Annotated in this window: 19 protein-coding genes; 14 read left to right on the top strand and 5 right to left on the bottom strand. The window is 41.2% G+C overall.

Features of this window, described 5'->3' with window-relative positions; all coding sequences use genetic code 11:
* The first annotated feature begins 14 nt into the window (after window positions 1-14).
* Both rpoC and QM917_RS09050 read left to right on the top strand, forming a co-directional pair.
* Complete coding sequence (rpoC, locus tag QM917_RS09055; protein WP_414285503.1) at window positions 15-3,677, top strand: DNA-directed RNA polymerase subunit beta'; 3,663 nt, start codon at window positions 15-17, stop codon at window positions 3,675-3,677.
* A 319-nt stretch (window positions 3,678-3,996) separates the two neighbouring features.
* Window positions 3,997-4,560, top strand: coding sequence for a sugar O-acetyltransferase (locus QM917_RS09050; protein ID WP_414274006.1), 564 nt, complete (start codon window positions 3,997-3,999; stop codon window positions 4,558-4,560).
* Between the two features lie 136 nt (window positions 4,561-4,696).
* On the opposite strand, the gene QM917_RS09045 is transcribed toward QM917_RS09050, so the two are convergent.
* Complete coding sequence (locus QM917_RS09045; protein ID WP_075230261.1) at window positions 4,697-5,380, bottom strand: DUF4956 domain-containing protein; 684 nt, start codon at window positions 5,378-5,380, stop codon at window positions 4,697-4,699.
* On the bottom strand, window positions 5,373-6,149 hold the full coding sequence (locus QM917_RS09040; protein ID WP_414274007.1) for a polyphosphate polymerase domain-containing protein: 777 nt from the start codon (window positions 6,147-6,149) through the stop codon (window positions 5,373-5,375). The genes QM917_RS09045 and QM917_RS09040 overlap by 8 nt, the downstream gene beginning before the upstream one ends.
* A 207-nt stretch (window positions 6,150-6,356) precedes the next feature.
* Here QM917_RS09040 and QM917_RS09035 point away from each other — a divergent pair, with 207 nt between their 5' ends.
* From QM917_RS09035 to QM917_RS09020, 4 genes are all read left to right on the top strand, one after another.
* Window positions 6,357-7,589, top strand: a complete 1,233-nt coding sequence (locus tag QM917_RS09035) for a carbohydrate-binding domain-containing protein (RefSeq protein WP_414285502.1) — start codon at window positions 6,357-6,359, stop codon at window positions 7,587-7,589.
* 135 nt (window positions 7,590-7,724) lie between these two features.
* Window positions 7,725-8,441, top strand: coding sequence for an ABC transporter ATP-binding protein (locus QM917_RS09030; protein ID WP_042759577.1), 717 nt, complete (start codon window positions 7,725-7,727; stop codon window positions 8,439-8,441).
* A gap of 1 nt (window position 8,442) precedes the next feature.
* On the top strand, window positions 8,443-9,525 hold the full coding sequence (locus QM917_RS09025) for an ABC transporter permease (RefSeq protein ID WP_006154045.1): 1,083 nt from the start codon (window positions 8,443-8,445) through the stop codon (window positions 9,523-9,525).
* Window positions 9,526-9,564: 39 nt separating this feature from the next.
* Entirely contained in the window at window positions 9,565-10,188 is a 624-nt protein-coding gene (locus tag QM917_RS09020) for a TetR/AcrR family transcriptional regulator (RefSeq protein WP_049508119.1), read from the top strand.
* 162 nt (window positions 10,189-10,350) lie between these two features.
* Here the strand turns inward: QM917_RS09020 and QM917_RS09015 are convergent, their stop codons facing one another.
* From QM917_RS09015 to QM917_RS09005, 3 genes are all read right to left on the bottom strand, one after another.
* Window positions 10,351-10,554, bottom strand: a complete 204-nt coding sequence (locus QM917_RS09015) for a CsbD family protein (protein ID WP_049503389.1) — start codon at window positions 10,552-10,554, stop codon at window positions 10,351-10,353.
* 117 nt (window positions 10,555-10,671) lie between these two features.
* Window positions 10,672-11,304, bottom strand: coding sequence for a DUF421 domain-containing protein (locus QM917_RS09010; RefSeq protein ID WP_315640385.1), 633 nt, complete (start codon window positions 11,302-11,304; stop codon window positions 10,672-10,674).
* Entirely contained in the window at window positions 11,301-11,753 is a 453-nt protein-coding gene (locus QM917_RS09005; protein ID WP_315640387.1) for a DUF3290 family protein, read from the bottom strand. The genes QM917_RS09010 and QM917_RS09005 overlap by 4 nt, the downstream gene beginning before the upstream one ends.
* A gap of 188 nt (window positions 11,754-11,941) precedes the next feature.
* On the opposite strand from QM917_RS09005, the gene QM917_RS09000 reads away from it, so the two are divergent.
* From QM917_RS09000 to QM917_RS08965, 8 genes are all read left to right on the top strand, one after another.
* On the top strand, window positions 11,942-12,706 hold the full coding sequence (locus QM917_RS09000; protein ID WP_315640388.1) for a nucleoside phosphorylase: 765 nt from the start codon (window positions 11,942-11,944) through the stop codon (window positions 12,704-12,706).
* A gap of 32 nt (window positions 12,707-12,738) precedes the next feature.
* Window positions 12,739-14,118, top strand: coding sequence for a TrkH family potassium uptake protein (locus tag QM917_RS08995; protein ID WP_315640389.1), 1,380 nt, complete (start codon window positions 12,739-12,741; stop codon window positions 14,116-14,118).
* A 13-nt stretch (window positions 14,119-14,131) separates the two neighbouring features.
* Window positions 14,132-14,797 carry a potassium channel family protein gene (locus QM917_RS08990; RefSeq protein WP_075232388.1) on the top strand — a complete coding sequence of 222 codons (666 nt, stop codon included), beginning with the start codon at window positions 14,132-14,134 and terminating at the stop codon, window positions 14,795-14,797.
* A 157-nt stretch (window positions 14,798-14,954) separates the two neighbouring features.
* A complete protein-coding gene (locus QM917_RS08985; RefSeq protein ID WP_414285501.1) occupies window positions 14,955-16,616 on the top strand; it encodes an SSURE domain-containing protein in 1,662 nt (553 codons plus the stop codon).
* Window positions 16,617-16,739: 123 nt separating this feature from the next.
* Window positions 16,740-17,435 (top strand): response regulator transcription factor, encoded by a 696-nt coding sequence (locus QM917_RS08980; RefSeq protein ID WP_414285500.1) that lies wholly within the window; start codon window positions 16,740-16,742, stop codon window positions 17,433-17,435.
* A complete protein-coding gene (locus tag QM917_RS08975; RefSeq protein ID WP_414285499.1) occupies window positions 17,435-18,487 on the top strand; it encodes an ATP-binding protein in 1,053 nt (350 codons plus the stop codon). Before QM917_RS08980 ends, QM917_RS08975 begins: the two co-directional genes overlap by 1 nt.
* A gap of 194 nt (window positions 18,488-18,681) precedes the next feature.
* Window positions 18,682-19,293 carry a 30S ribosomal protein S4 gene (gene rpsD / locus QM917_RS08970; RefSeq protein WP_000092756.1) on the top strand — a complete coding sequence of 204 codons (612 nt, stop codon included), beginning with the start codon at window positions 18,682-18,684 and terminating at the stop codon, window positions 19,291-19,293.
* 206 nt (window positions 19,294-19,499) lie between these two features.
* Window positions 19,500-19,964, top strand: a complete 465-nt coding sequence (locus tag QM917_RS08965; protein WP_414285498.1) for a sigma-70 family RNA polymerase sigma factor — start codon at window positions 19,500-19,502, stop codon at window positions 19,962-19,964.
* Window positions 19,965-20,064: the final 100 nt, after the last annotated feature.

Below are 20,064 nucleotides of genomic sequence, written 5' to 3'. Positions count from 1 at the left end.
AAAGGGAAGAAATAGTGGTTGACGTAAATCGTTTTAAAAGTATGCAAATCACACTAGCTTCTCCAAGTAAAGTCCGTTCATGGTCTTATGGAGAAGTCAAAAAACCTGAAACAATCAATTACCGTACGTTGAAACCAGAACGTGAAGGACTATTCGACGAAGTCATCTTTGGTCCTACAAAAGACTGGGAATGTGCTTGTGGTAAGTACAAACGTATTCGTTACAGAGGGATTGTTTGTGACCGTTGTGGTGTTGAAGTAACGCGTACAAAAGTTCGTCGTGAACGTATGGGACACATCGAGTTGAAAGCTCCTGTATCTCATATCTGGTATTTCAAGGGAATTCCAAGCCGTATGGGCTTGACCCTTGATATGAGCCCTCGTGCCCTCGAGGAAGTAATCTACTTTGCTGCTTACGTGGTGATTGATCCAAAGGATACACCACTTGAGCACAAATCTATCATGACAGAGCGTGAATATCGTGAGCGCTTGCGTGAATATGGCTACGGATCATTCGTTGCTAAAATGGGTGCCGAAGCTATCCAAGACCTCTTGAAACAAGTAGATCTTGAAAAAGAAATTGCTGAACTCAAAGAAGAATTGAAGACAGCAACTGGACAAAAACGTATCAAAGCCATCCGTCGTTTGGATGTTTTGGATGCCTTTTACAAGTCTGGAAATAAACCTGAATGGATGATTCTTAACATCCTTCCGGTTATTCCACCAGATCTTCGTCCAATGTTGCAGTTGGATGGTGGCCGTTTTGCCTCATCTGACTTGAACGACCTTTACCGTCGTGTTATCAACCGTAACAACCGTTTGGCTCGTTTGCTTGAGTTGAACGCACCAGGTATCATCGTTCAAAATGAGAAGCGTATGCTTCAAGAAGCGGTTGACGCTTTGATTGACAATGGTCGTCGTGGTCGTCCAATTACAGGACCAGGTAGCCGTCCACTGAAATCATTGAGCCACATGCTCAAAGGTAAACAAGGACGCTTCCGTCAAAACTTGCTCGGTAAACGTGTTGACTTCTCAGGACGTTCTGTTATCGCCGTTGGTCCAACTCTTAAGATGTACCAATGTGGTGTGCCACGTGAAATGGCTATCGAGCTCTTTAAACCATTTGTCATGCGTGAAATCGTTGCACGTGATATCGTGCAAAACGTTAAAGCGGCTAAACGCTTGGTAGAACGTGGAGATGAGCGTATCTGGGATATCCTCGAAGAAGTTATCAAAGAACACCCAGTGCTTTTGAACCGCGCACCGACCCTTCACCGTTTGGGTATCCAAGCCTTTGAACCTGTCTTGATTGACGGTAAAGCCCTTCGCTTGCATCCACTTGTCTGTGAAGCCTACAATGCCGACTTTGACGGGGACCAAATGGCCATCCACGTACCGCTTTCAGAAGAAGCCCAAGCAGAAGCTCGTATCCTCATGCTCGCTGCTGAGCACATCTTGAACCCTAAAGATGGTAAACCAGTTGTTACTCCATCTCAGGACATGGTTTTGGGTAACTACTACTTGACCATGGAAGAAGCTGGTCGTGAAGGTGAAGGAATGGTCTTCAAAGATCGTGACGAAGCAGTCATGGCTTACCGCAATGGTTATGTTCACCTCCACTCACGTGTTGGTATTGCAACAGACAGCCTCAACAAACCATGGACAGAAGAGCAAAAACATAAAGTCTTGCTTACAACAGTTGGTAAAATCCTCTTCAACGACATCATGCCAGAGGGTCTACCATACTTGCAAGAACCAAACAATGCCAACTTGACAGAAGGCGTTCCAGCTAAATACTTCTTGCCACTTGGTGGAGATATCAAGGAAGCAATCAGCAATCTTGAACTTAACCCTCCATTCAAGAAGAAAAACCTTGGAAATATCATCGCTGAAATCTTCAAACGTTTCCGTACGACAGAAACTTCTGCCCTACTTGACCGCATGAAGAACCTCGGTTACCACCACTCAACTCTTGCAGGATTGACAGTGGGTATTGCCGATATCCCAGTCGTTGATGACAAGGCTGAAATCATTGAAGAATCACACAAACGTGTAGAACAAATCACAAAACAATTCCGTCGTGGTATGATTACGGACGACGAGCGCTACAATGCTGTAACAGCTGAATGGCGTGCTGCCCGTGAAAAACTTGAAAAACGTTTGATTGCTAACCAAGATCCTAAGAACCCTATCGTTATGATGATGGACTCTGGAGCCCGTGGTAACATCTCAAACTTCTCACAGCTTGCCGGTATGCGTGGTCTGATGGCTGCTCCGAACGGACGTATCATGGAATTGCCAATCCTTTCAAACTTCCGCGAAGGTTTGTCAGTACTCGAAATGTTCTTCTCAACTCACGGTGCTCGTAAAGGTATGACCGATACGGCCCTTAAGACAGCCGACTCAGGTTACTTGACTCGTCGTTTGGTTGACGTTGCCCAAGACGTTATCATCCGTGAGGACGACTGTGGAACAGATCGTGGTCTCTTGATCCGCTCTATTGCAGAAGGAAAAGAGATGATCGAGTCTCTTGAAGAGCGCCTCAATGGTCGTTATACTAAGAAAACTGTTAAACATCCAGAAACTGGTGCAGTTATCATTGGTCCAAATGAATTGATCACAGAAGACAAGGCGCGTGAAATTGTCAATGCTGGTGTGGAAGAAGTGACTATCCGCTCTGTATTTACATGTAACACTCGTCATGGTGTCTGCCGTCACTGTTACGGTATCAACTTGGCGACTGGTGATGCGGTCGAAGTCGGTGAAGCAGTTGGTACAATCGCTGCCCAATCTATCGGGGAACCTGGTACACAGCTTACAATGCGTACCTTCCACACGGGTGGGGTTGCCTCAAATACCGATATCACTCAGGGTCTTCCTCGTGTCCAAGAAATCTTTGAAGCCCGCAATCCTAAAGGGGAAGCGGTTATCACAGAGGTCAAAGGACAAGTTACCGCTATCGAAGAAGATGCATCAACTCGTACTAAGAAAGTCTTCGTTAAAGGTGAAACTGGAGAAGGCGAATACGTGGTACCATTTACAGCTCGTATGCGTGTTGAAGTTGGGGACCAAGTCTCTCGTGGTGCAGCATTGACAGAAGGTTCAATCCAACCAAAACGTCTCCTTGCTGTACGTGATGTCTTGTCAGTTGAAACTTACCTCCTCGGTGAAGTACAAAAAGTTTACCGTAGCCAAGGGGTAGAAATCGGTGACAAACACATTGAGGTAATGGTTCGTCAAATGATCCGTAAAGTTCGTGTTATGGATCCAGGAGATACAGATCTTCTCATGGGAACTCTTATGGACATCAATGACTTTACAGATGCTAACAAGGACGTTCTCATCGCAGGTGGAGTACCAGCGACAGGTCGTCCAGTCCTTATGGGAATTACCAAAGCCTCACTTGAAACAAATAGTTTCTTGTCAGCGGCTTCCTTCCAGGAAACAACTCGTGTCCTTACAGATGCGGCTATCCGTGGTAAGAAAGACCATCTCCTTGGACTTAAGGAAAATGTTATCATCGGTAAGATTATCCCAGCTGGTACAGGTATGGCACGTTACCGAAACCTTGAACCACAAGCTATCAATGAAGAGTCTTACCTAGCATCTTCTCAAGAAGAAGTTTCAGTAGATACGACTGTAGAAGAAGTCGTTGAGACTGTTGAAGTAAGTGAATAAGTAGATGTTACTTAAGATCTGAGATGAAAAGATTAATCATTTACTATAGATTTTTAAGAAGGATCCACTAGATAAAAAAGCGAACAAGGCAGAATTCTGATTGTCAGAAAACTAGCTTTGCTCGCTTTTTTTATTTAAGGTTAGACTTGTGTTTTATAGTAGATCAAATACAAAACAGTACACTGTGAATTCTAAAAAATGCTAGAAATTGACTTAACTGCTCTAGTAAATTTGTTCTGATTTTATTTCATTTCACTATAATTTGCTCTAGATTCAAAACTATGCTACAATCATCTAAAACAAGCAAGAAAGAAATAACATGAAAACAGAATATCAAAAAATGATCGCGGGAGAACCCTATCACCCATTCGACCCAGAACTTCGTGCTCTAGCACAAACAGCACGACAAAAGCAAGCCTCCTTTAATGAAGAGGTCGACCCAGTAAAAGGTATGGAAATAATCAAAGGATGGTTTGGTTCTACTGGTGAAAATCTCTACATCAACACTCGCTTGATGGTAGATTACGGGGTCAATATTCATCTGGGAGAAAATTTTTATTCCAATTGGAATTTAACCATGTTGGATGTTTGTCCTATTACCATTGGTGATAATGCCATGATTGGTCCTAATTGTCAGTTTTTAACACCTCTTCATCCGCTGGATCCAGATGAACGAAATTCAGGTTTAGAATTTGGAAAACCAATTACAATTGGCAAGAACTTCTGGGCAGGTGGTGGGGTTATTGTCCTTCCAGGTGTTACACTAGGTGATAACGTTGTTGCAGGAGCAGGAGCTGTCATTACTAAATCTTTTGGCGATAATGTCGTTCTGGCAGGCAACCCAGCACGAGTTATCAAAGAAATTCCAGTTAAAGGAAATTAAAGGTTGAGATAGAGAAGATGAAGTCTTTTTCAAAAGAACTCTTTGGAATTGGAAAGCCTAATCAGTCTCAGTGTCAAAAACTTATTGCTAGCAAAAAACGAGGTCGGAATTTTTATCCCAGCCTCGTTTTTCGTCTTTAGAGATTTTTTCTCTTTTTAGCTTTTTTAGTCAATGCCACATCGCATTGATCAATATTTTGTGTAAGATAGCTAGTCACTTGGAAATCATCGACCTCTGTTTTTAGCTCGACTTCATAGACAATGCTAAGGTTGTCCCCTGCATTTGTGCTATTGATCGTAATCATGTCAACTTCTGAGCAGAATTGGTCAAGAGCAGATTGGATAGCATCTTGAATCTTCTCTTGATTAGTTACCGTGATTGTCAAAAGTCTACGGCGTTGATTGTCAGATTTAACTTGTTGATTCTCCAAAAGGAACCAAACGCCCAAGATAAAGAGTGTGAAGAGAATGGCCAGGAAGAGATAGCCTGTTCCACAAGCCAAACCGATAATCATGGCTAGGAAAATCGCAATCAGTTCTCTTGAACCACTCGTTGCAGAACGGAAACGAATCAAACTAAAGGTTCCGGCTACAGCAATTGACGTACCCAAGCTCCCATTGACCAGAAAAATAACCAAGGTCATAAGGCAGGGAAGCAGAGTCAAGCTGATAGCAAATTCTCTGGTGTAGAGGGTCCGATATTTGTAGGTCCAAGTAAGTGCCAAACCGAGAACTAGACTGACTAGAAGTGCCAGCAGTAGTTGGAAGGGATCTGCACTTGCAGTGGCGTTCTTGAAAATGGAATTAAATAGATTAAGCATAAGCGATACCTGCGCTTTCTATACTGGGACGTGGTGCATAAGGAAGCCCTTGAGATTTGTGGTAAGCACAACTGTATTTTGAAAATTTGTGCTCCATCAAACCATACTTGTCTAGAATGTCTTGTAACCACTGAGGTTTGTTTCCAGGAGCTTTAATCTCCATAATCACAGTATTGTCATCTAATAGAGGAGCCCCTTGATTTCCTGCGAAGAGACTGACATTTTCATCTCTATAGATTAGATTTTGGTCAATGGTGATACGAATTTTATTATAGTCGTAGCCCTTGATGTATTTTTTTTCTTTTAATGAATAACGATCGTAGTAGATGTACATACGAGGCTTGATAGCCTGCTTGTAATCTTGGTGAAGCTTTTTCACTTTTTCAATGACGACTGTATCAGTAATACTAGCATCCAAGTGCCCTTTGGTCATAAAGTTAAGGATAGAAATAGGAGTTGAGAGTAGTCTAAATTTTCGACCAACTCCTTCTTGATCCTTGGTTTTGATTTCTAAAAATACTTGACTATCTGCTTTGGGTTGGCTGAGATAGGTCCGCATCCGCACCTTTTCTTTTAGTTTGTCGCCAAGATGCTCATCTTGGAGAATATCAAAGTCTTCCGTATCAAAGTAGATATTTGAAATGGTTGAAATTGGATAGTCATCTTCTACCAAATATTCCTTTAAATCTTGAGTCAGTTTGTCTAGTTTATCTTTGGAGATAATATATTTGGTTTCAATCCGCTTAAAAGTTGTTTCGATTGGTTTCATAATTCCTTCTCCTCTAATCTTAGCTTATACTATTTTTAAACAAGGATGAACTTGTTTGGATAGGATTTTAAAGAGTTTATCTAAAACTTTTGTTAAATTTAACTTAATTGAAACTAAACTTAAGAAAATTTTCAGAAAAAGTTTAGGCTTGTTTTAGGAAAGTCACGTAGACTAAGAGCATGTAAAATGAAAGTCGAGGAAACGAGCATGAAAGCAAAAAAATGGACATTCTTATTAACGAGTATAGCAACTCTAGCACTAGTAACAGCTTGTACCCAGTCAACTTCAAATACAACAGCTAGCAATAGTACTGCAACGACAACAGTAACTACCAATAAGAAAACATCTAGTTACTTTACAGATAAGGACTATGATACTTCTTATGATGAAAAAACAGCAGCAACTGTAACCTTGTCTGGGTCAACAGCGATGGTATCAGGTGACGGAGTTGCCGTATCAGGTTCGACTGTTACAATCTCTAAGTCAGGTACCTATGTGATCTCTGGTCAATCTGACGGTGTTCAAATCAAGATTGAGGCCGAAAAGACTGATGATGTACATATTGTTCTAAAGGGCGCTACCATGATCAATACCAATGCAGCTATTTCTGCAACATCGGCTGGTCATGTTTACCTAACTCTAGCAGATGGAACAACCAATAGCCTCTCAGATTCTGCTTCTAATAGTGATGAAAAAGCGGATGCAGCCCTCTTCTCTAAAGTGGACTTGACCATCAATGGTAAAGGAACTCTCAATGTAGATGGCAAGAAAAACAATGCTATCAAGGCCAACGACACACTTCACATCACAGGTGGAACCTGCAACATCACAGCAGTAGGAGATGCTTTTAACGTCAATGATGAACTCAACATTACCGGCACAACCATGACTATCGATGCCAAGGAAGACGGAGTTAAGGTTGACAATGATGAGGACACATCTGTAGGAACCATGTATCTCTCTGATAATAGCATCACTGTTACTGCAGGGGACGATGGTATCCACGCATCAGGTGATTTGGTGATTGATAGCGGAACCTATACTGTTAAGAATTCTACAGAAGGTCTTGAAGGTAAGTCAATCACTATCAACGGTGGAGACATCACCATATACTCAACAGATGATGGTGTCAATGCGGCCAACAAAAACGCCCAACAAAGTGAAATCTTCTTTACTATGAATGGTGGGAATTTGACCGTTGAAGTTGGTCAAGGGGACACGGATCCAATTGACTCAAATGGTAACATTACTGTTACGGGAGGAACCATCAAAATGACTGGTCAAACTGGTTTTGACTTTGATGGAACAGCGACCTACACAGGTGGTGATATCTACATCAACGGTGAAAAACAAACTGAGATTGTAAATTCGATGCCTGGCGGCGGAGGAGCACCTGGCGGTGGCCCTCAAGGAAATGGAGGTCCTGGTGGACGACCATAAAAGAAAATCTCCTTTCTCGAAAGAGAAGGGAGATTTTTTTTCAATTTTCTACTTTCTACTTGACAAGTGAGCGTTCACTCACTATAATAGTCTCATGATTAAAAAGTGAGTAAACACTCACCTGAGAGGATTCAAATGAAAAAATTGTTACATTTAAAAGATTTAGAAAAATCTTTTGGTCGTCAAATGGTCTTAGATCACGTTGGTTTTGATTTAAAGCCTGGAGAAATCATTGGTCTAATCGGTCCATCAGGTGCTGGTAAATCAACTATGATTAAAACCATGCTAGGAATGGAAAAGGCGGATAGCGGTATCGCTTTAGTCTTGGACCATACTATGCCAAATCGTCATATTTTAGGTGATATTGGCTATATGGCTCAGTCTGATGCTCTTTATGAGGCCTTGTCAGGTCAAGAAAATCTAGAATTTTTTGGTCAGCTAAAAGGGCTATCCAAAAGAGATCTGACAGCTGAAATTGCCCATGTGGCTCAAGTTGTGGATCTGACAGAGCATTTGAATAAAACGGTATCCGGTTATTCTGGAGGAATGAAGCGACGCTTGTCTTTAGCCGTCGCGCTTCTGGGGAATCCTCAGCTCTTGATTTTGGACGAACCGACAGTTGGAATCGACCCTTCTCTTCGAAAGAAAATCTGGAAAGAATTATTCGCGCTTAGAGACAATGGGGTAGGGATATTAGTTACTACCCATGTTATGGATGAAGCAGAGTTAACGGATAAGGTCGGCTTATTATTAGGTGGAAAAATCATTGCTTTTGATACACCGCAACACTTAAAAGATAGTTATCAAGTTTCAAGTATTGAAGAAGTCTTTTTGAAAGCAGAAGGAGAGTAAGATGAGAACCATTGCTATTGCTAAAAAAGTTATCAAAGAATTGCTTCGTGACAAACGAACCTTGGCTATGATGTTTGTAGCGCCGGTATTTATTATGTGGCTGATGAACCTCATGTTTTCAGCTAGTACAACCGTGAATGTCAAGTTAGCGACACAAGATCTACCAACTGGTTTGGTAACAAAAATGGATGAGCTCGATCATGTGGACGTCGAGACTTATCAAGACTTAGATCAGGCTAAAAAAGCTCTAGCTGACGAGAAAGTAGATGCAGTCATATCGTATAAAGATGGTGAGTATCAGGTCGACTACGCAAATACGGATGCTTCTAAAACAACTATGACACGACAAGTGTTACGAACAAGTATCGTCAATGAAGGCACCGATCAGTTATTATCTCGTGTCAAACAAGCTCTTCCACAATTGAAATTAGATGAAAAGGCGCCTGAAATCAAAGAATCTTACCAATATGGAGATAAAAATACTGGATTCTTTGCACGTATGATTCCAATTTTAATTGGCTTTGTGGTCTTCTTCTTTGTCTTTTTGATTTCTGGTATGGCACTGTTGAAAGAGCGAACAAGTGGAACCTTGGATCGCTTGTTAGCAACCCCAGTGAAACGTTCTGAAATCGTCTATGGCTATATGTTGTCTTACGGTATTATTGCGATTTTTCAAACGGCAGTTGTCGTTTTAGCAGCAATTTGGCTACTAGATGTAGAAGTTGTAGGAAATATTTTAAATGTTATAATAGTTAATGTGGTACTGGCTCTTGTAGCACTAGCTTTTGGAATTCTCTTGTCTACTCTAGCAAAATCAGAATTCCAAATGATGCAATTTATTCCTCTCGTGATTATGCCCCAACTTTTTTTCTCAGGAATTATTCCATTGTCATCCATGGGAGAATGGGCTCCAACTGTGGGGAAATTTTTGCCATTAACCTATTCTGGTGATGCAATAAGCCAGATTATTCTTTACGGACACAATCTTGGTGATATTTTGTCAAATCTTGGTGTTTTAATGATTTTCTTGATCATTTTAACAATTCTCAATATTGTTGGATTGCGTCGTTATCGTAAAGTTTAGAAATCAACATAAATAATGCTAAAAAGGTGTGAAGATTGGATGGATAAGACTGTTTTTGAATCGTTTGAAGATTACTTAGAAGAAGCGAATTACCCTCAAGGAAAGAAAAAAATCATGCAGGCAGCAGTGGATCTCATATCAACCAGGAGTTACCATGGGACCTCAACTCTTCACATAGCTGAGCGTGCTGGACTAAGCCAGGCAACTTTGTTTAAGTATTTTAAGACGAAGGATGATTTACTGACGGCTATTTTACATCCTGTAGTCCCAGGCATTCTCGGTAGTTTTTTTGAGGAACTCTTAGCTTTTGAAACGACAGAAGAGAGGGTTCGTTATCTCGTCCATAATCGTATGAGCTATCTCAAAAAAAATCGTGCCTTGATGAAAATCATTCTACAAGAGAGTTTTTCAAATAAAAAACTAAAAAATGAACAGATTTTTATCTGGAATGCTATTCAAGATAAACTTCGAGTGCTTCATAAGGAATTGCTAGCAGATCCACGTGTAAATCCAGAGATAACGATTCCTCAAATGGTTCGCATCTGTATAGGTCCATTGTTAGCTTACTTCTCTCAACTATATGTCGTTGGCGTCAATGGCGAAATGAGAGAAGAGGACTTAGGCTTATTGGAAAAACAAATCTTAGGTGGTTTGTGGAAATAGGAGGAGTATAGGAATTAGTTCTTTTTGCTTTAGGTTGAGCAACACATCATAAGAAGTATTTTCTAATATTAAAAAACATAATAATTTAAAGAAAAAACTCTTATCCCTAGCATATTAACAGCTTGGAATAAGAGTTTCTTATGTTATTAGGACGAGAAAGAATTATTCTCCGTCTTTTTTAAAGATGTTTTTTACACCAGCTACTGCACCTTCGACAGCTTCTTTTGCATCTTCAGCAACTTCTTTAGCTTTTGAAGCTACTTTTTCTGCAGCTCCTTCTGCTTGAGTTTTAGTATCGCCAGTTAGTTTACCAAAACCTTCTTTAACAGAACCTTTAGCTTGGTTGAATTTTTCTTCGATTGACATGGGGGATACCTCCGTTAATTTTTGTATTATCTAAATTACATCAGATATTAATTTAAGTATACACCCTTTATTATTAAAAAGCAAAAAACTGATACGAAAAGCATCAGTTTATTTTTTTTAATAGGTTACAACATTCAATTGACCTTTATCATATTCGGCGATAAAGATATTAGACACTTCTTCGAAGCCTTCTTCTTTCAATTGTTCTGTTAGCCACTCTTCAGTTTTGCCAATGGTTTCTAGAATTTCAACTTGGACAACGCCGTCTGTAATGACTGGGTACTTAGGATTCTCGTCACCCATTCTTACGACAATTAGTTGTCCGTTTTGCTCAATCACAGCTCTCTTGACTTCCTTTAGTTGGAAAATTCCTTGAGCACGCAATTTAAGAGCTACATCTGCAGCTGCAAGACCTTTTGAGCGACAAGCTTCTGGATCTAATTTCCCATTTTTAATGATAATCGTAGGTTTTCCGTCAATCAGATGTTTAATGGAGGAAACATTAGTATTCAGCCATTTGAGGAGCAAAATGAGAATAGTCCAAATAATGAGGATAACAATGTATTGGATGATGGTGATTGAACTATTGTAGATGATCCCGCCGATAATACCCCCGAGAACAAAGTTCTGTATTTGGTCTACTGCAGAACTTGGTGCTAGATTTCCTTTACCTGTTACATTGATAACAAAAACAAGAGACAGAAGCCCCAAGGCCAATTTAATCGCAATTGTAGCAAAAAAGCTTATCATTTTTCAACCTCCACGAGTTCAACATCTGATTTATACAGTTCCATTTTTTCTAATAAATAGCTATCTTGGTCAGTTCCGCTAATCGCACGATAAAAATTGTCACCAACCTTAATAATAGCTCCATCGGTTATAGCCGAAGTATTGACATAAACATCTTTTTTATCAACACCTAACTCTTTTGATACAATCTCGATGAAGTGTAAGGAACTACGAAATTGATTATCATTGGATTGACTGCTTTGAAGATTCGTAATGCTAATCAATACAAAAGCAATTAAAGTCAAAATAGAAATAATCGATAATTCACGGAACTTACTTCCTCTCTTATCTTTAAAAGCCTTAAATGCAAAAAATCCAGTCACGATAAGCAGTAAAGCTGATACAATAATCATGACCCAATTCTGTTGACTAATCTGACTGAGCACATAGTCATAGGAATAGAATTTCATAAGAACCTCCACTTTTTTTAAAAATTCAATCTATTATAAACTATTTCTTAAGCTATAGCAATTTTATTATGACGAAAAAAGCATTTAATTGTTGTTTCCTATTTAAATTCAATTTTTCTGAATTGCGACTCGACCTTGACTTTCTTTCTATTTTTGATACAATAGTAAAAATTTAGAGGAGGTATTCTATGATTCAGAAACACGCTATTCCTATTTTAGAGTTTGATGACAATCCTCAAGCAGTTATCATGCCCAACCATGAAGGCTTAGATTTACAGTTGCCAAAGAAGTGCATCTATGCGTTTTTGGAGGAGGAGATTGACCGCTATGCTCAGGAAGCGGGAGCAGAGTGCGTTGGGGAGTTTGTGTCTGCCACTAAAACCTATCCTGTTTATGTCATGAGTTACAAGGGTGAGGAAGTGTGTCTGGCTCAGGCTCCTGTTGGTTCTGCCCCTGCAGCCCAGTTTATGGATTGGTTGATTGGTTACGGTGTGGAGAAAATCATTTCCACTGGTACTTGTGGAGTACTAACTAGTATAGAAGAAAATGCCTTTCTGGTTCCGGTTCGTGCCCTGCGTGATGAAGGAGCTAGTTACCATTATGCACCCCCTTCTCGTTATATGGATGTACATGTAGAAGCGATTTCTGCTATCGAGCAAGTCTTGGAACAACTAGGCATTCCTTATGAAGAGGTTATGACTTGGTCGACAGACGGTTTTTACCGAGAAACAGCTGAAAAAGTTGCCTATCGTAAGGAAGAGGGATGTGCAGTTGTGGAGATGGAGTGTGCAGCTCTTGCAGCAGTTGCCCGGCTTCGTGGAGTCGTGTGGGGACAACTTCTATTCACAGCAGACTCTCTAGCAGATTTAGAAAATTATGATAGTCGCGATTGGGGTGCAGAAGCTTTTGATAAGGCGCTAGGTATCTGTCTTGAGATCGTTAGTCATATGTGACTGCTTTAACTGTTTTATGGTACAATGTAGCTATGTTATTCAAATTAATTGTTGAAAAAATAAATACCGTTCTAGGGCGTTTATCACCTGCTCGTCGAATTTTTTTAAGTTTTGCTTTGGTTATTTTCGCAGGCTCTCTCCTTTTGAGTCTGCCATTTGTGCAAGCAACAAGCTCCCAAGCGACCTATTTCGACCATCTCTTTACAGCAGTATCCATGGTCTGTGTGACAGGACTTTTTACCTTACCTGTCGCTTCGACCTACAATGTCTGGGGGCAGCTGATCTGTATGTTCTTGATTCAGATTGGTGGTTTGGGTCTCATGACCTTTATCGGAATTTTCTATATCCAGGGCAAGCAAAAACTCAGTCTTCGAGGTCGAGAAACGATTCTGGAGAGCTTTAGCTTCGAAGAAACCCAGTCTCTGAGGGATTTTCTACGTTCCATCTTCGTGACGACTTTTCTAGTAGAAGGCTTCGGAGCCTTTCTGCTAAGTTTTCGTTTTGTCCCCGAGTTTGGTTGGGGACGGGGACTTTTTACTTCCATTTTCGTAGCTATTTCAGCTTTCTGTAATGCTGGTTTTGATAATTTTGGAAGTACAAGTTTAGTAGCTTTTCAAACTGATCCTTTGATTAATTTAGTGATTGCAGGATTGATTATTACGGGTGGTCTAGGTTTCATGGTTTGGTTCGACTTGGCTACCCAATTAGGAAAGAAGAAAAAGCGTCGTCTTCGTTTCCATACTAAGCTAGTCCTCTTCTTAACAGCGGGGATTTTATTTGCTGGAACAGTTTCAACCCTCTTGATAGAGTGGAACAATTCGGGAACGATTGGCAATCTCAGCTTCCCTGATAAATTGCTGGTTAGTTTCTTCCAAACTGTCAGCATGAGAACAGCCGGTTTTGCTTCTATTGATTTTACTCAGGCTAGACCTGTTACCTTGATGATCTATATTTTGCAGATGTTTCTGGGTGGGGCACCTGGCGGTACAGCAGGGGGACTAAAAATCACAACCTTCTTTGTCTTGTTGGTATTCGCACGCAGTGAACTTCTAGGGTTACCTCATGCAAATGTGGCTCGGAGAACTATTGAACCTCGGACAGTTCAAAAATCATTCAGTGTGTTTATTGTTTTCTTATTGACTTTTCTGGTTGGCTTGATTTTACTAGGAATAACAGTAGAAGGGAATCCGAAATTTATCTACCTGATGTTTGAAACTATTTCAGCGCTTGCCACGGTTGGAGTAACAGCTAATTTGACACCAGAGTTAGGTAAGCTAGCGCTTAGCGTCATCATGCTATTGATGTTTATTGGGCGAATCGGACCTCTGACGCTATTAGTTAGTTTGGCTGAGTATCGACCAGATAAGAAAGATATGATCCACTATATGAAAGCGGATATTACCATAGGATAAGAAAGGATAAACTATGTCAGATCGGACAATCGGAATTTTAGGCTTGGGTATTTTTGGGAGTAGTGTTCTGGCTGCTCTCGCCAAGCATGATATAAATATTATCGCTATTGACAACCATGAGGAACGAATCAATCAATTTGAACCAGTCTTGGTGCGTGGTGTTGTTGGAGATATCACCGATGAAGAGCTCTTGCTATCAGCTGGAATTGATACCTGCGATACCGTAGTCGTCGCAACTGGTGAAAATCTAGAGTCTAGTGTTCTTGCAGTCATGCATTGCAAGAGTCTGGGTGTACCGACTGTTATTGCTAAGGTTAAAAGCCATACAGCAAAAAAAGTCCTTGAAAAAATCGGTGCAGATTCAGTCATTTCACCAGAGTTTGAGATGGGGCGTTCGTTGGCACAGACGATTCTCTTTAATAACAGTGTGGATGTCTTTCAGTTGGACAAGAATGTCTCGATTGTCGAGATGAAAATTCCACAGTCCTGGGCAGGGCAGAGTCTTAGTCAACTAGACCTTCGAGGACGGTACAATCTCAATATCCTCGGTTTTCGTGACTACGAAAATGCTCCCTTAGATGTACAGTTTGGACCAAATGATTTATTAAAATCGGATACCTATATCATGGCGGTGATAAATAACCAATATTTGGATACCCTAGCAAGCCTTAGTGAGTAAAAGAGGAATGACTATTCTTTTTTTCAACGACTATTGAGTCAATATAAGTATTTTATAAGAGGGATTTAAGAAAAATTTTAACTTTTTCTTAATCCTTTTTAATTTTAGGAGATTATACTAGAGTCATCAAATAAAGAAAAACTCTAAGGAGAATCCTATGAAATTCAATCCAAATCAGAGATATACTCGTTGGTCTATCCGCCGTCTTAGTGTCGGTGTTGCCTCAGTTGTTGTGGCTAGTGGCTTCTTTGTCCTAGTCGGTCAACCAAGTTCTGCACGTGCTGATGTCGTCAATCCGACTCCTGCCCAAGTCGTGCCAGACGCTACTTCGGTGAGTGAAAAGAGCGACTTACCAGCAGAGGTTCTCAAAAAAGCAGTCGATGTAGATCTTTCTTCAGAACAGTCTGCTCCAACACCTAAAGCAAGTGTGGATACGACAAGCTCTCCAGAAAAAGCGGATGTGACTGCTAAAGACCAAGTGGTAGCACCCAAAGAAGAAGTGCAAGCCCGACCAGAATCTAAGAAACAAACAGAAGATGCGGTTAAACCTGCGGCAAGTGAAGCTCAATCAGCAACCACCCCAGCTGAAGTTCAAAAAGGTGTGGCTGAAAACACCAAAGACACAGTAGATGTCCCAGCTACTTACTTGGACAAGGCCAACTTCCCTGGCCCATTCACAGCAGGTGTCAACCAAGTCATTCCATATGAATTCTTCGCCGGAGACGGAATGTTGACTCGTCTTATCTTGAAAGCCTCAGACAAGGCCCCATGGTCAGACAACGGTTCAGCTAAAAATCCCGCCCTTCCACCAGTAGAAAACTTGGGCAAAGGCCTTTACTTCTATGAAGTGGATTTGGCCGGCACTCAAGGTAAATCAGATAAAGAGCTGCTTGACTTGTTAAAACAAAACGGCACTCAAAGCTATAAAGCTACTATTAAAGTGTACGGTGCCAAAGATGGTAAGGCAGACTTGAGCAATCTTGTAGCGACAAAAGATTTGGATGTCAACTTGAATGGCTTGACTACGCCTGCTGAAGTTCAAAAAGGAGTGGCCGACAACACCAAAGACACAGTAGATGTCCCAGCCACTTATTTGGACAAAGCCAACTTCCCAGGCCCATTCACAGCCGGAGTTAACCAAGTCATTCCATATGAATTCTTCGCTGGTGACGGTATGTTGACTCGCCTTATCTTGAAAGCCTCCGACAAGGCCCCATGGTCAGACAATGGTTCAGCTAAAAATCCTGCTCTCCCACCAGTAGAGAAATTGGGCAAAGGTCTCTACTTCTATGAAGTGGATTTGGCCGGTACTCAAGGCAAATCAGATAAAGAGCTTCTTGACCTCTTGAAACAAAACGGCACTCAAAGTTATAAAGCTACTATCAAGGTGTACGGCGCTAAAGACGGCAAGGCAGATTTGAGTAATCTTGTAGCGACTAAGGATTTGACTGTTAATTTGAAGGGGTATAAGTCTCTCAATCCGATGAAATCTCAAATGCCAGCTGCTAGCCAGGATAAGATGATGCCTAACAAAGAGCAGGACAAAACCATGAATGCTAGCCAGCCAATGGCAACACCAAGCATGAAGCAAAAACAAGCTCCAGCAGCCTCAAGTAAAATGCCTGATGAAGGCAAGGTGGCATCTACTAACAAGGTGTCAAGTCCAATGATGGCTGCTCGCATGAAAGAACAAAAAGACATGCTTCCATATACTGGTGAAGCCCAAACATCAATGGCTACTATTGGATTCTTTGGACTCGCCTTGGCAGGACTGCTAGGTGGCCTCGGTTTGAAAGCTAAAAAAGAGGAAAATGACTAGTCTAGCTACAGACTTTCTATCTAGGATTTGAAAAATTCAGATATCGATTAGAATGTTCGTAAAGCGATTAAAATAGTGTTATACTATTGTGGTATAGCACTGTTTTTTTCAAAGGAGAGACAGATGGGAAAGACAATTTTACTCGTTGACGACGAGGTAGAAATCACAGATATTCATCAACGCTATCTGGTTCAGGCAGGATATCAGGTTTTGGTGGCCCATGATGGGGTAGAGGCCTTAGAAATCTTCAAGCGAAAACCAATTGATTTGATTATTACAGATATCATGATGCCTCGGATGGATGGTTATGATTTGATTAGTGAGGTTCAGTATCAATCTCCAGACCAGCCTTTTCTCTTTATCACGGCTAAGACCAGTGAGCAGGACAAGATTTACGGTCTAAGCCTGGGGGCAGATGACTTTATTGCCAAGCCCTTTAGCCCTCGTGAGCTGGTTTTGCGTGTCCACAATATCTTGCGGCGCCTTCATCGTGGAGGTGAGACAGAGGTCGTCAGTCTCGGGGATTTACGGATGAATCACGGTAGCCATGAGGTCCAAGTCGGAGATGTGGCGCTTGATTTGACAGTCAAATCCTTCGACCTTCTATGGCTTTTAGCCAGCAATCCAGAGCAGGTTTTCTCTAAGACAGACCTCTATGAAAAGGTCTGGCAAGAAGACTATGTGGATGACACCAATACCTTGAATGTTCATATTCATGCTCTTCGACAGGAGTTGGCTAAACATGCTAGTGCAGAAACACCGACCATCAAAACCGTTTGGGGCTTGGGCTACAAAATTGAGAAAGCACGAGGTAGTTAATGAAATTAAAAAGTTATATTTTAGTGGGGTATGTCATTTCAACACTCCTAACGATTATCGTGGTTTTTTGGGCTGTTCAAAAAATGCTGATTGAGAAAAGCGAGATTTACTTTCTGCTTGGAATGACCATCGTTGCCAGCCTTGTCGGTGCTGGGATTAGTCTCTTTCTCCTGTCGCCGATATTTACGTCGTTGGGCAAACTCAAGGAACATGCCAAGCGAGTAGCGGACAAGAATTTTCCATCAAATCTAGAGGTTCAAGGACCTGTAGAATTTCAGCAATTAGGCCAAGCTTTCAATGAAATGTCCCATGATTTGCAGGCGACCTTTGATTCCTTGGAAGAAAGCGAACGAGAAAAGGGCTTGATGATTGCTCAACTTTCGCATGATATCAAGACCCCCATCACTTCGATCCAAGCGACGGTAGAAGGGATTTTGGATGGGGTTATCAAGGAAGGAGAACAGGAGCATTATCTAGCAACCATTGGACGCCAGACTGAAAGACTCAATAAACTGGTTGAGGAGTTGAATTTTTTGACTCTAAACACAGCTAGAAATCAGGCAGAGACAACTAGTAAAGACAGCATTTTTCTGGATCAGCTCTTGATTGAGTGTATGAGTGAGTTTCAGTTCTTGATTGAGCAGGAGGAGCGAGATGTCCACTTGCAGGTAATTCCAGAGTCTGCCCGGATTGAAGGAGATTATGCCAAACTTTCTCGCATCTTGGTGAATCTGATCAATAACGCTTTTAAATACTCAGCTCCAGGAACCAAGCTGGAAGTGGTGGCTAAGCTGGAGAAGAACCAGCTTTCAGTCAGTGTAACGGATGAAGGGCAGGGCATTGCCCCAGAGGATTTGGAAAATATTTTCAAACGCCTTTATCGTGTAGAAACTTCTCGTAACATGAAAACAGGTGGTCATGGCTTAGGTCTTGCGATTGCGCGCGAATTGGCCCATCAATTAGGTGGAGAAATCACAGTTACCAGCCAGTACGGCCTAGGAAGCACCTTTACCCTCCTTCTCAATCTCTCTGGCAATGAAAATAAAGCTTAAACCCCCTTTACAAATCTAACCATTCATGGTACAATATCCATTGTGTGAAATATCAGCAGGAACGCATGAAGCTCGTCAACAGATGTCTTCTGATAAGTAACCTTGGCTGTTTAGGCGAAGGGCATCTGCACGAATCAGGGCTTTCTAAGTGACTATTTCCACCGAAATATTATTTATATCAGGAGGACATACACATGTCACGTTATACAGGACCATCTTGGAAACAAGCTCGTCGCCTTGGCCTTTCACTTACAGGTACAGGTAAAGAATTGGCACGTCGTAACTACGTACCAGGACAACACGGACCAAACAACCGTTCTAAATTGTCAGAATACGGTTTGCAATTGGCTGAAAAACAAAAACTTCGTTTCACTTACGGTGTAGGTGAAAAACAATTCCGTAACTTGTTCGTACAAGCTACAAAAATCAAAGGCGGAATCCTTGGTTTCAACTTCATGCTTCTTTTGGAACGTCGTTTGGATAACGTTGTTTACCGTCTTGGTCTTGCGACTACTCGTCGTCAAGCTCGTCAATTCGTAAACCACGGTCACATCCTTGTTGACGGAAAACGCGTTGATATCCCATCATACCGCGTAACTCCAGGTCAAGTGATCTCAGTTCGTGAGAAATCATTGAAAGTTCCAGCAATCCTCGAAGCAGTAGAAGCTACTCTTGGACGTCCAGCATTCGTATCATTCGACGCTGAAAAATTGGAAGGTTCATTGACTCGCTTACCAGAACGCGACGAAATCAACCCAGAAATCAACGAAGCACTTGTCGTTGAATTCTACAACAAAATGCTTTAATTTTAAGATTTATTTTACAAAAAGCCTACAACAGTGGGCTTTTTGCTTTACCTGAAAATTAAACTGTGAAAAACTAGTCAACCTTTATGTGAATTACAAACTTATAATCCATAACATTACAGACTCAAAAAAACATAAGACAGGAACCAAAGCCCTTCTTTCCCCCTTTCTCTGCTATACTACAAGCAGAGAAAGGGGGAAAGCAAATGCTTGAAAAGTATTATGAGAAGGTAAAAGGAATTGTCCATAGATGCCGAAAAGATTATTATCTTCACCTGTGGGAAAAAGAAGACTGGGACCAAGAAGGCATGATCTGTCTCCATGAACTTCTAGAACACCATCCAGAACTAGTGGAAGAAGAAAAGAAACTCTACGTCTACTTCAAAACAAAATTTCGCAATCGAATCCTTGATAGCGTTAGAAAACAAGAGAGTCAAAAACGTCGTTTAGACCGAATGGCCTATGAAGAAGTAGGGGAGATTAGCCATCGCCTACCAGAAGGAGGATTGTGGTTGGATGATTACTACGCTCTTCATGAATTGTTGAATACTTATAGAAGAAAGTTACCAGAAGATAAGCAAGAAGCTTATGAACGCCTCTGGGCAGACGAACGATTTAAAGGCCGCAAAGCCCTTCTCAGAGAGCTGAAGGAAGTAATTCAGGAGAAATGAAAAAAAGTTAAAAAAAGGTGTTGACAAAGTAAGAAAAGTCGGTATAATAGTAAGAGTTGAAAATAACAACTCCGGTCCGTTGGTCAAGGGGTTAAGACAC

The organism is Streptococcus infantis, from assembly GCF_047460685.1.
In the GTDB taxonomy this organism is placed as follows: domain Bacteria; phylum Bacillota; class Bacilli; order Lactobacillales; family Streptococcaceae; genus Streptococcus; species Streptococcus infantis_AD.
Note: the sequence above shows the minus strand (reverse complement) of the source record. Positions and strands in the feature narration are given on the sequence as shown.

Bases quoted from the DNA above. Each gene is read 5' to 3' on its own strand.
- QM917_RS09050 (WP_414274006.1), top strand. From the start codon at position 3,997: ATGAAAACAGAATATCAAAAAATGATCGCGGGAGAACCCTATCACCCA.
- QM917_RS09045 (WP_075230261.1), bottom strand. From the start codon at position 5,380: ATGCTTAATCTATTTAATTCCATTTTCAAGAACGCCACTGCAAGTGCA.
- QM917_RS09040 (WP_414274007.1), bottom strand. From the start codon at position 6,149: ATGAAACCAATCGAAACAACTTTTAAGCGGATTGAAACCAAATATATT.
- QM917_RS09035 (WP_414285502.1), top strand. From the start codon at position 6,357: ATGAAAGCAAAAAAATGGACATTCTTATTAACGAGTATAGCAACTCTA.
- QM917_RS09030 (WP_042759577.1), top strand. From the start codon at position 7,725: ATGAAAAAATTGTTACATTTAAAAGATTTAGAAAAATCTTTTGGTCGT.
- QM917_RS09025 (WP_006154045.1), top strand. From the start codon at position 8,443: ATGAGAACCATTGCTATTGCTAAAAAAGTTATCAAAGAATTGCTTCGT.
- QM917_RS09020 (WP_049508119.1), top strand. From the start codon at position 9,565: ATGGATAAGACTGTTTTTGAATCGTTTGAAGATTACTTAGAAGAAGCG.
- QM917_RS09015 (WP_049503389.1), bottom strand. From the start codon at position 10,554: ATGTCAATCGAAGAAAAATTCAACCAAGCTAAAGGTTCTGTTAAAGAA.
- QM917_RS09010 (WP_315640385.1), bottom strand. From the start codon at position 11,304: ATGATAAGCTTTTTTGCTACAATTGCGATTAAATTGGCCTTGGGGCTT.
- QM917_RS09005 (WP_315640387.1), bottom strand. From the start codon at position 11,753: ATGAAATTCTATTCCTATGACTATGTGCTCAGTCAGATTAGTCAACAG.
- QM917_RS09000 (WP_315640388.1), top strand. From the start codon at position 11,942: ATGATTCAGAAACACGCTATTCCTATTTTAGAGTTTGATGACAATCCT.
- QM917_RS08995 (WP_315640389.1), top strand. From the start codon at position 12,739: ATGTTATTCAAATTAATTGTTGAAAAAATAAATACCGTTCTAGGGCGT.
- QM917_RS08990 (WP_075232388.1), top strand. From the start codon at position 14,132: ATGTCAGATCGGACAATCGGAATTTTAGGCTTGGGTATTTTTGGGAGT.
- QM917_RS08985 (WP_414285501.1), top strand. From the start codon at position 14,955: ATGAAATTCAATCCAAATCAGAGATATACTCGTTGGTCTATCCGCCGT.
- QM917_RS08980 (WP_414285500.1), top strand. From the start codon at position 16,740: ATGGGAAAGACAATTTTACTCGTTGACGACGAGGTAGAAATCACAGAT.
- QM917_RS08975 (WP_414285499.1), top strand. From the start codon at position 17,435: ATGAAATTAAAAAGTTATATTTTAGTGGGGTATGTCATTTCAACACTC.
- rpsD (WP_000092756.1), top strand. From the start codon at position 18,682: ATGTCACGTTATACAGGACCATCTTGGAAACAAGCTCGTCGCCTTGGC.
- QM917_RS08965 (WP_414285498.1), top strand. From the start codon at position 19,500: ATGCTTGAAAAGTATTATGAGAAGGTAAAAGGAATTGTCCATAGATGC.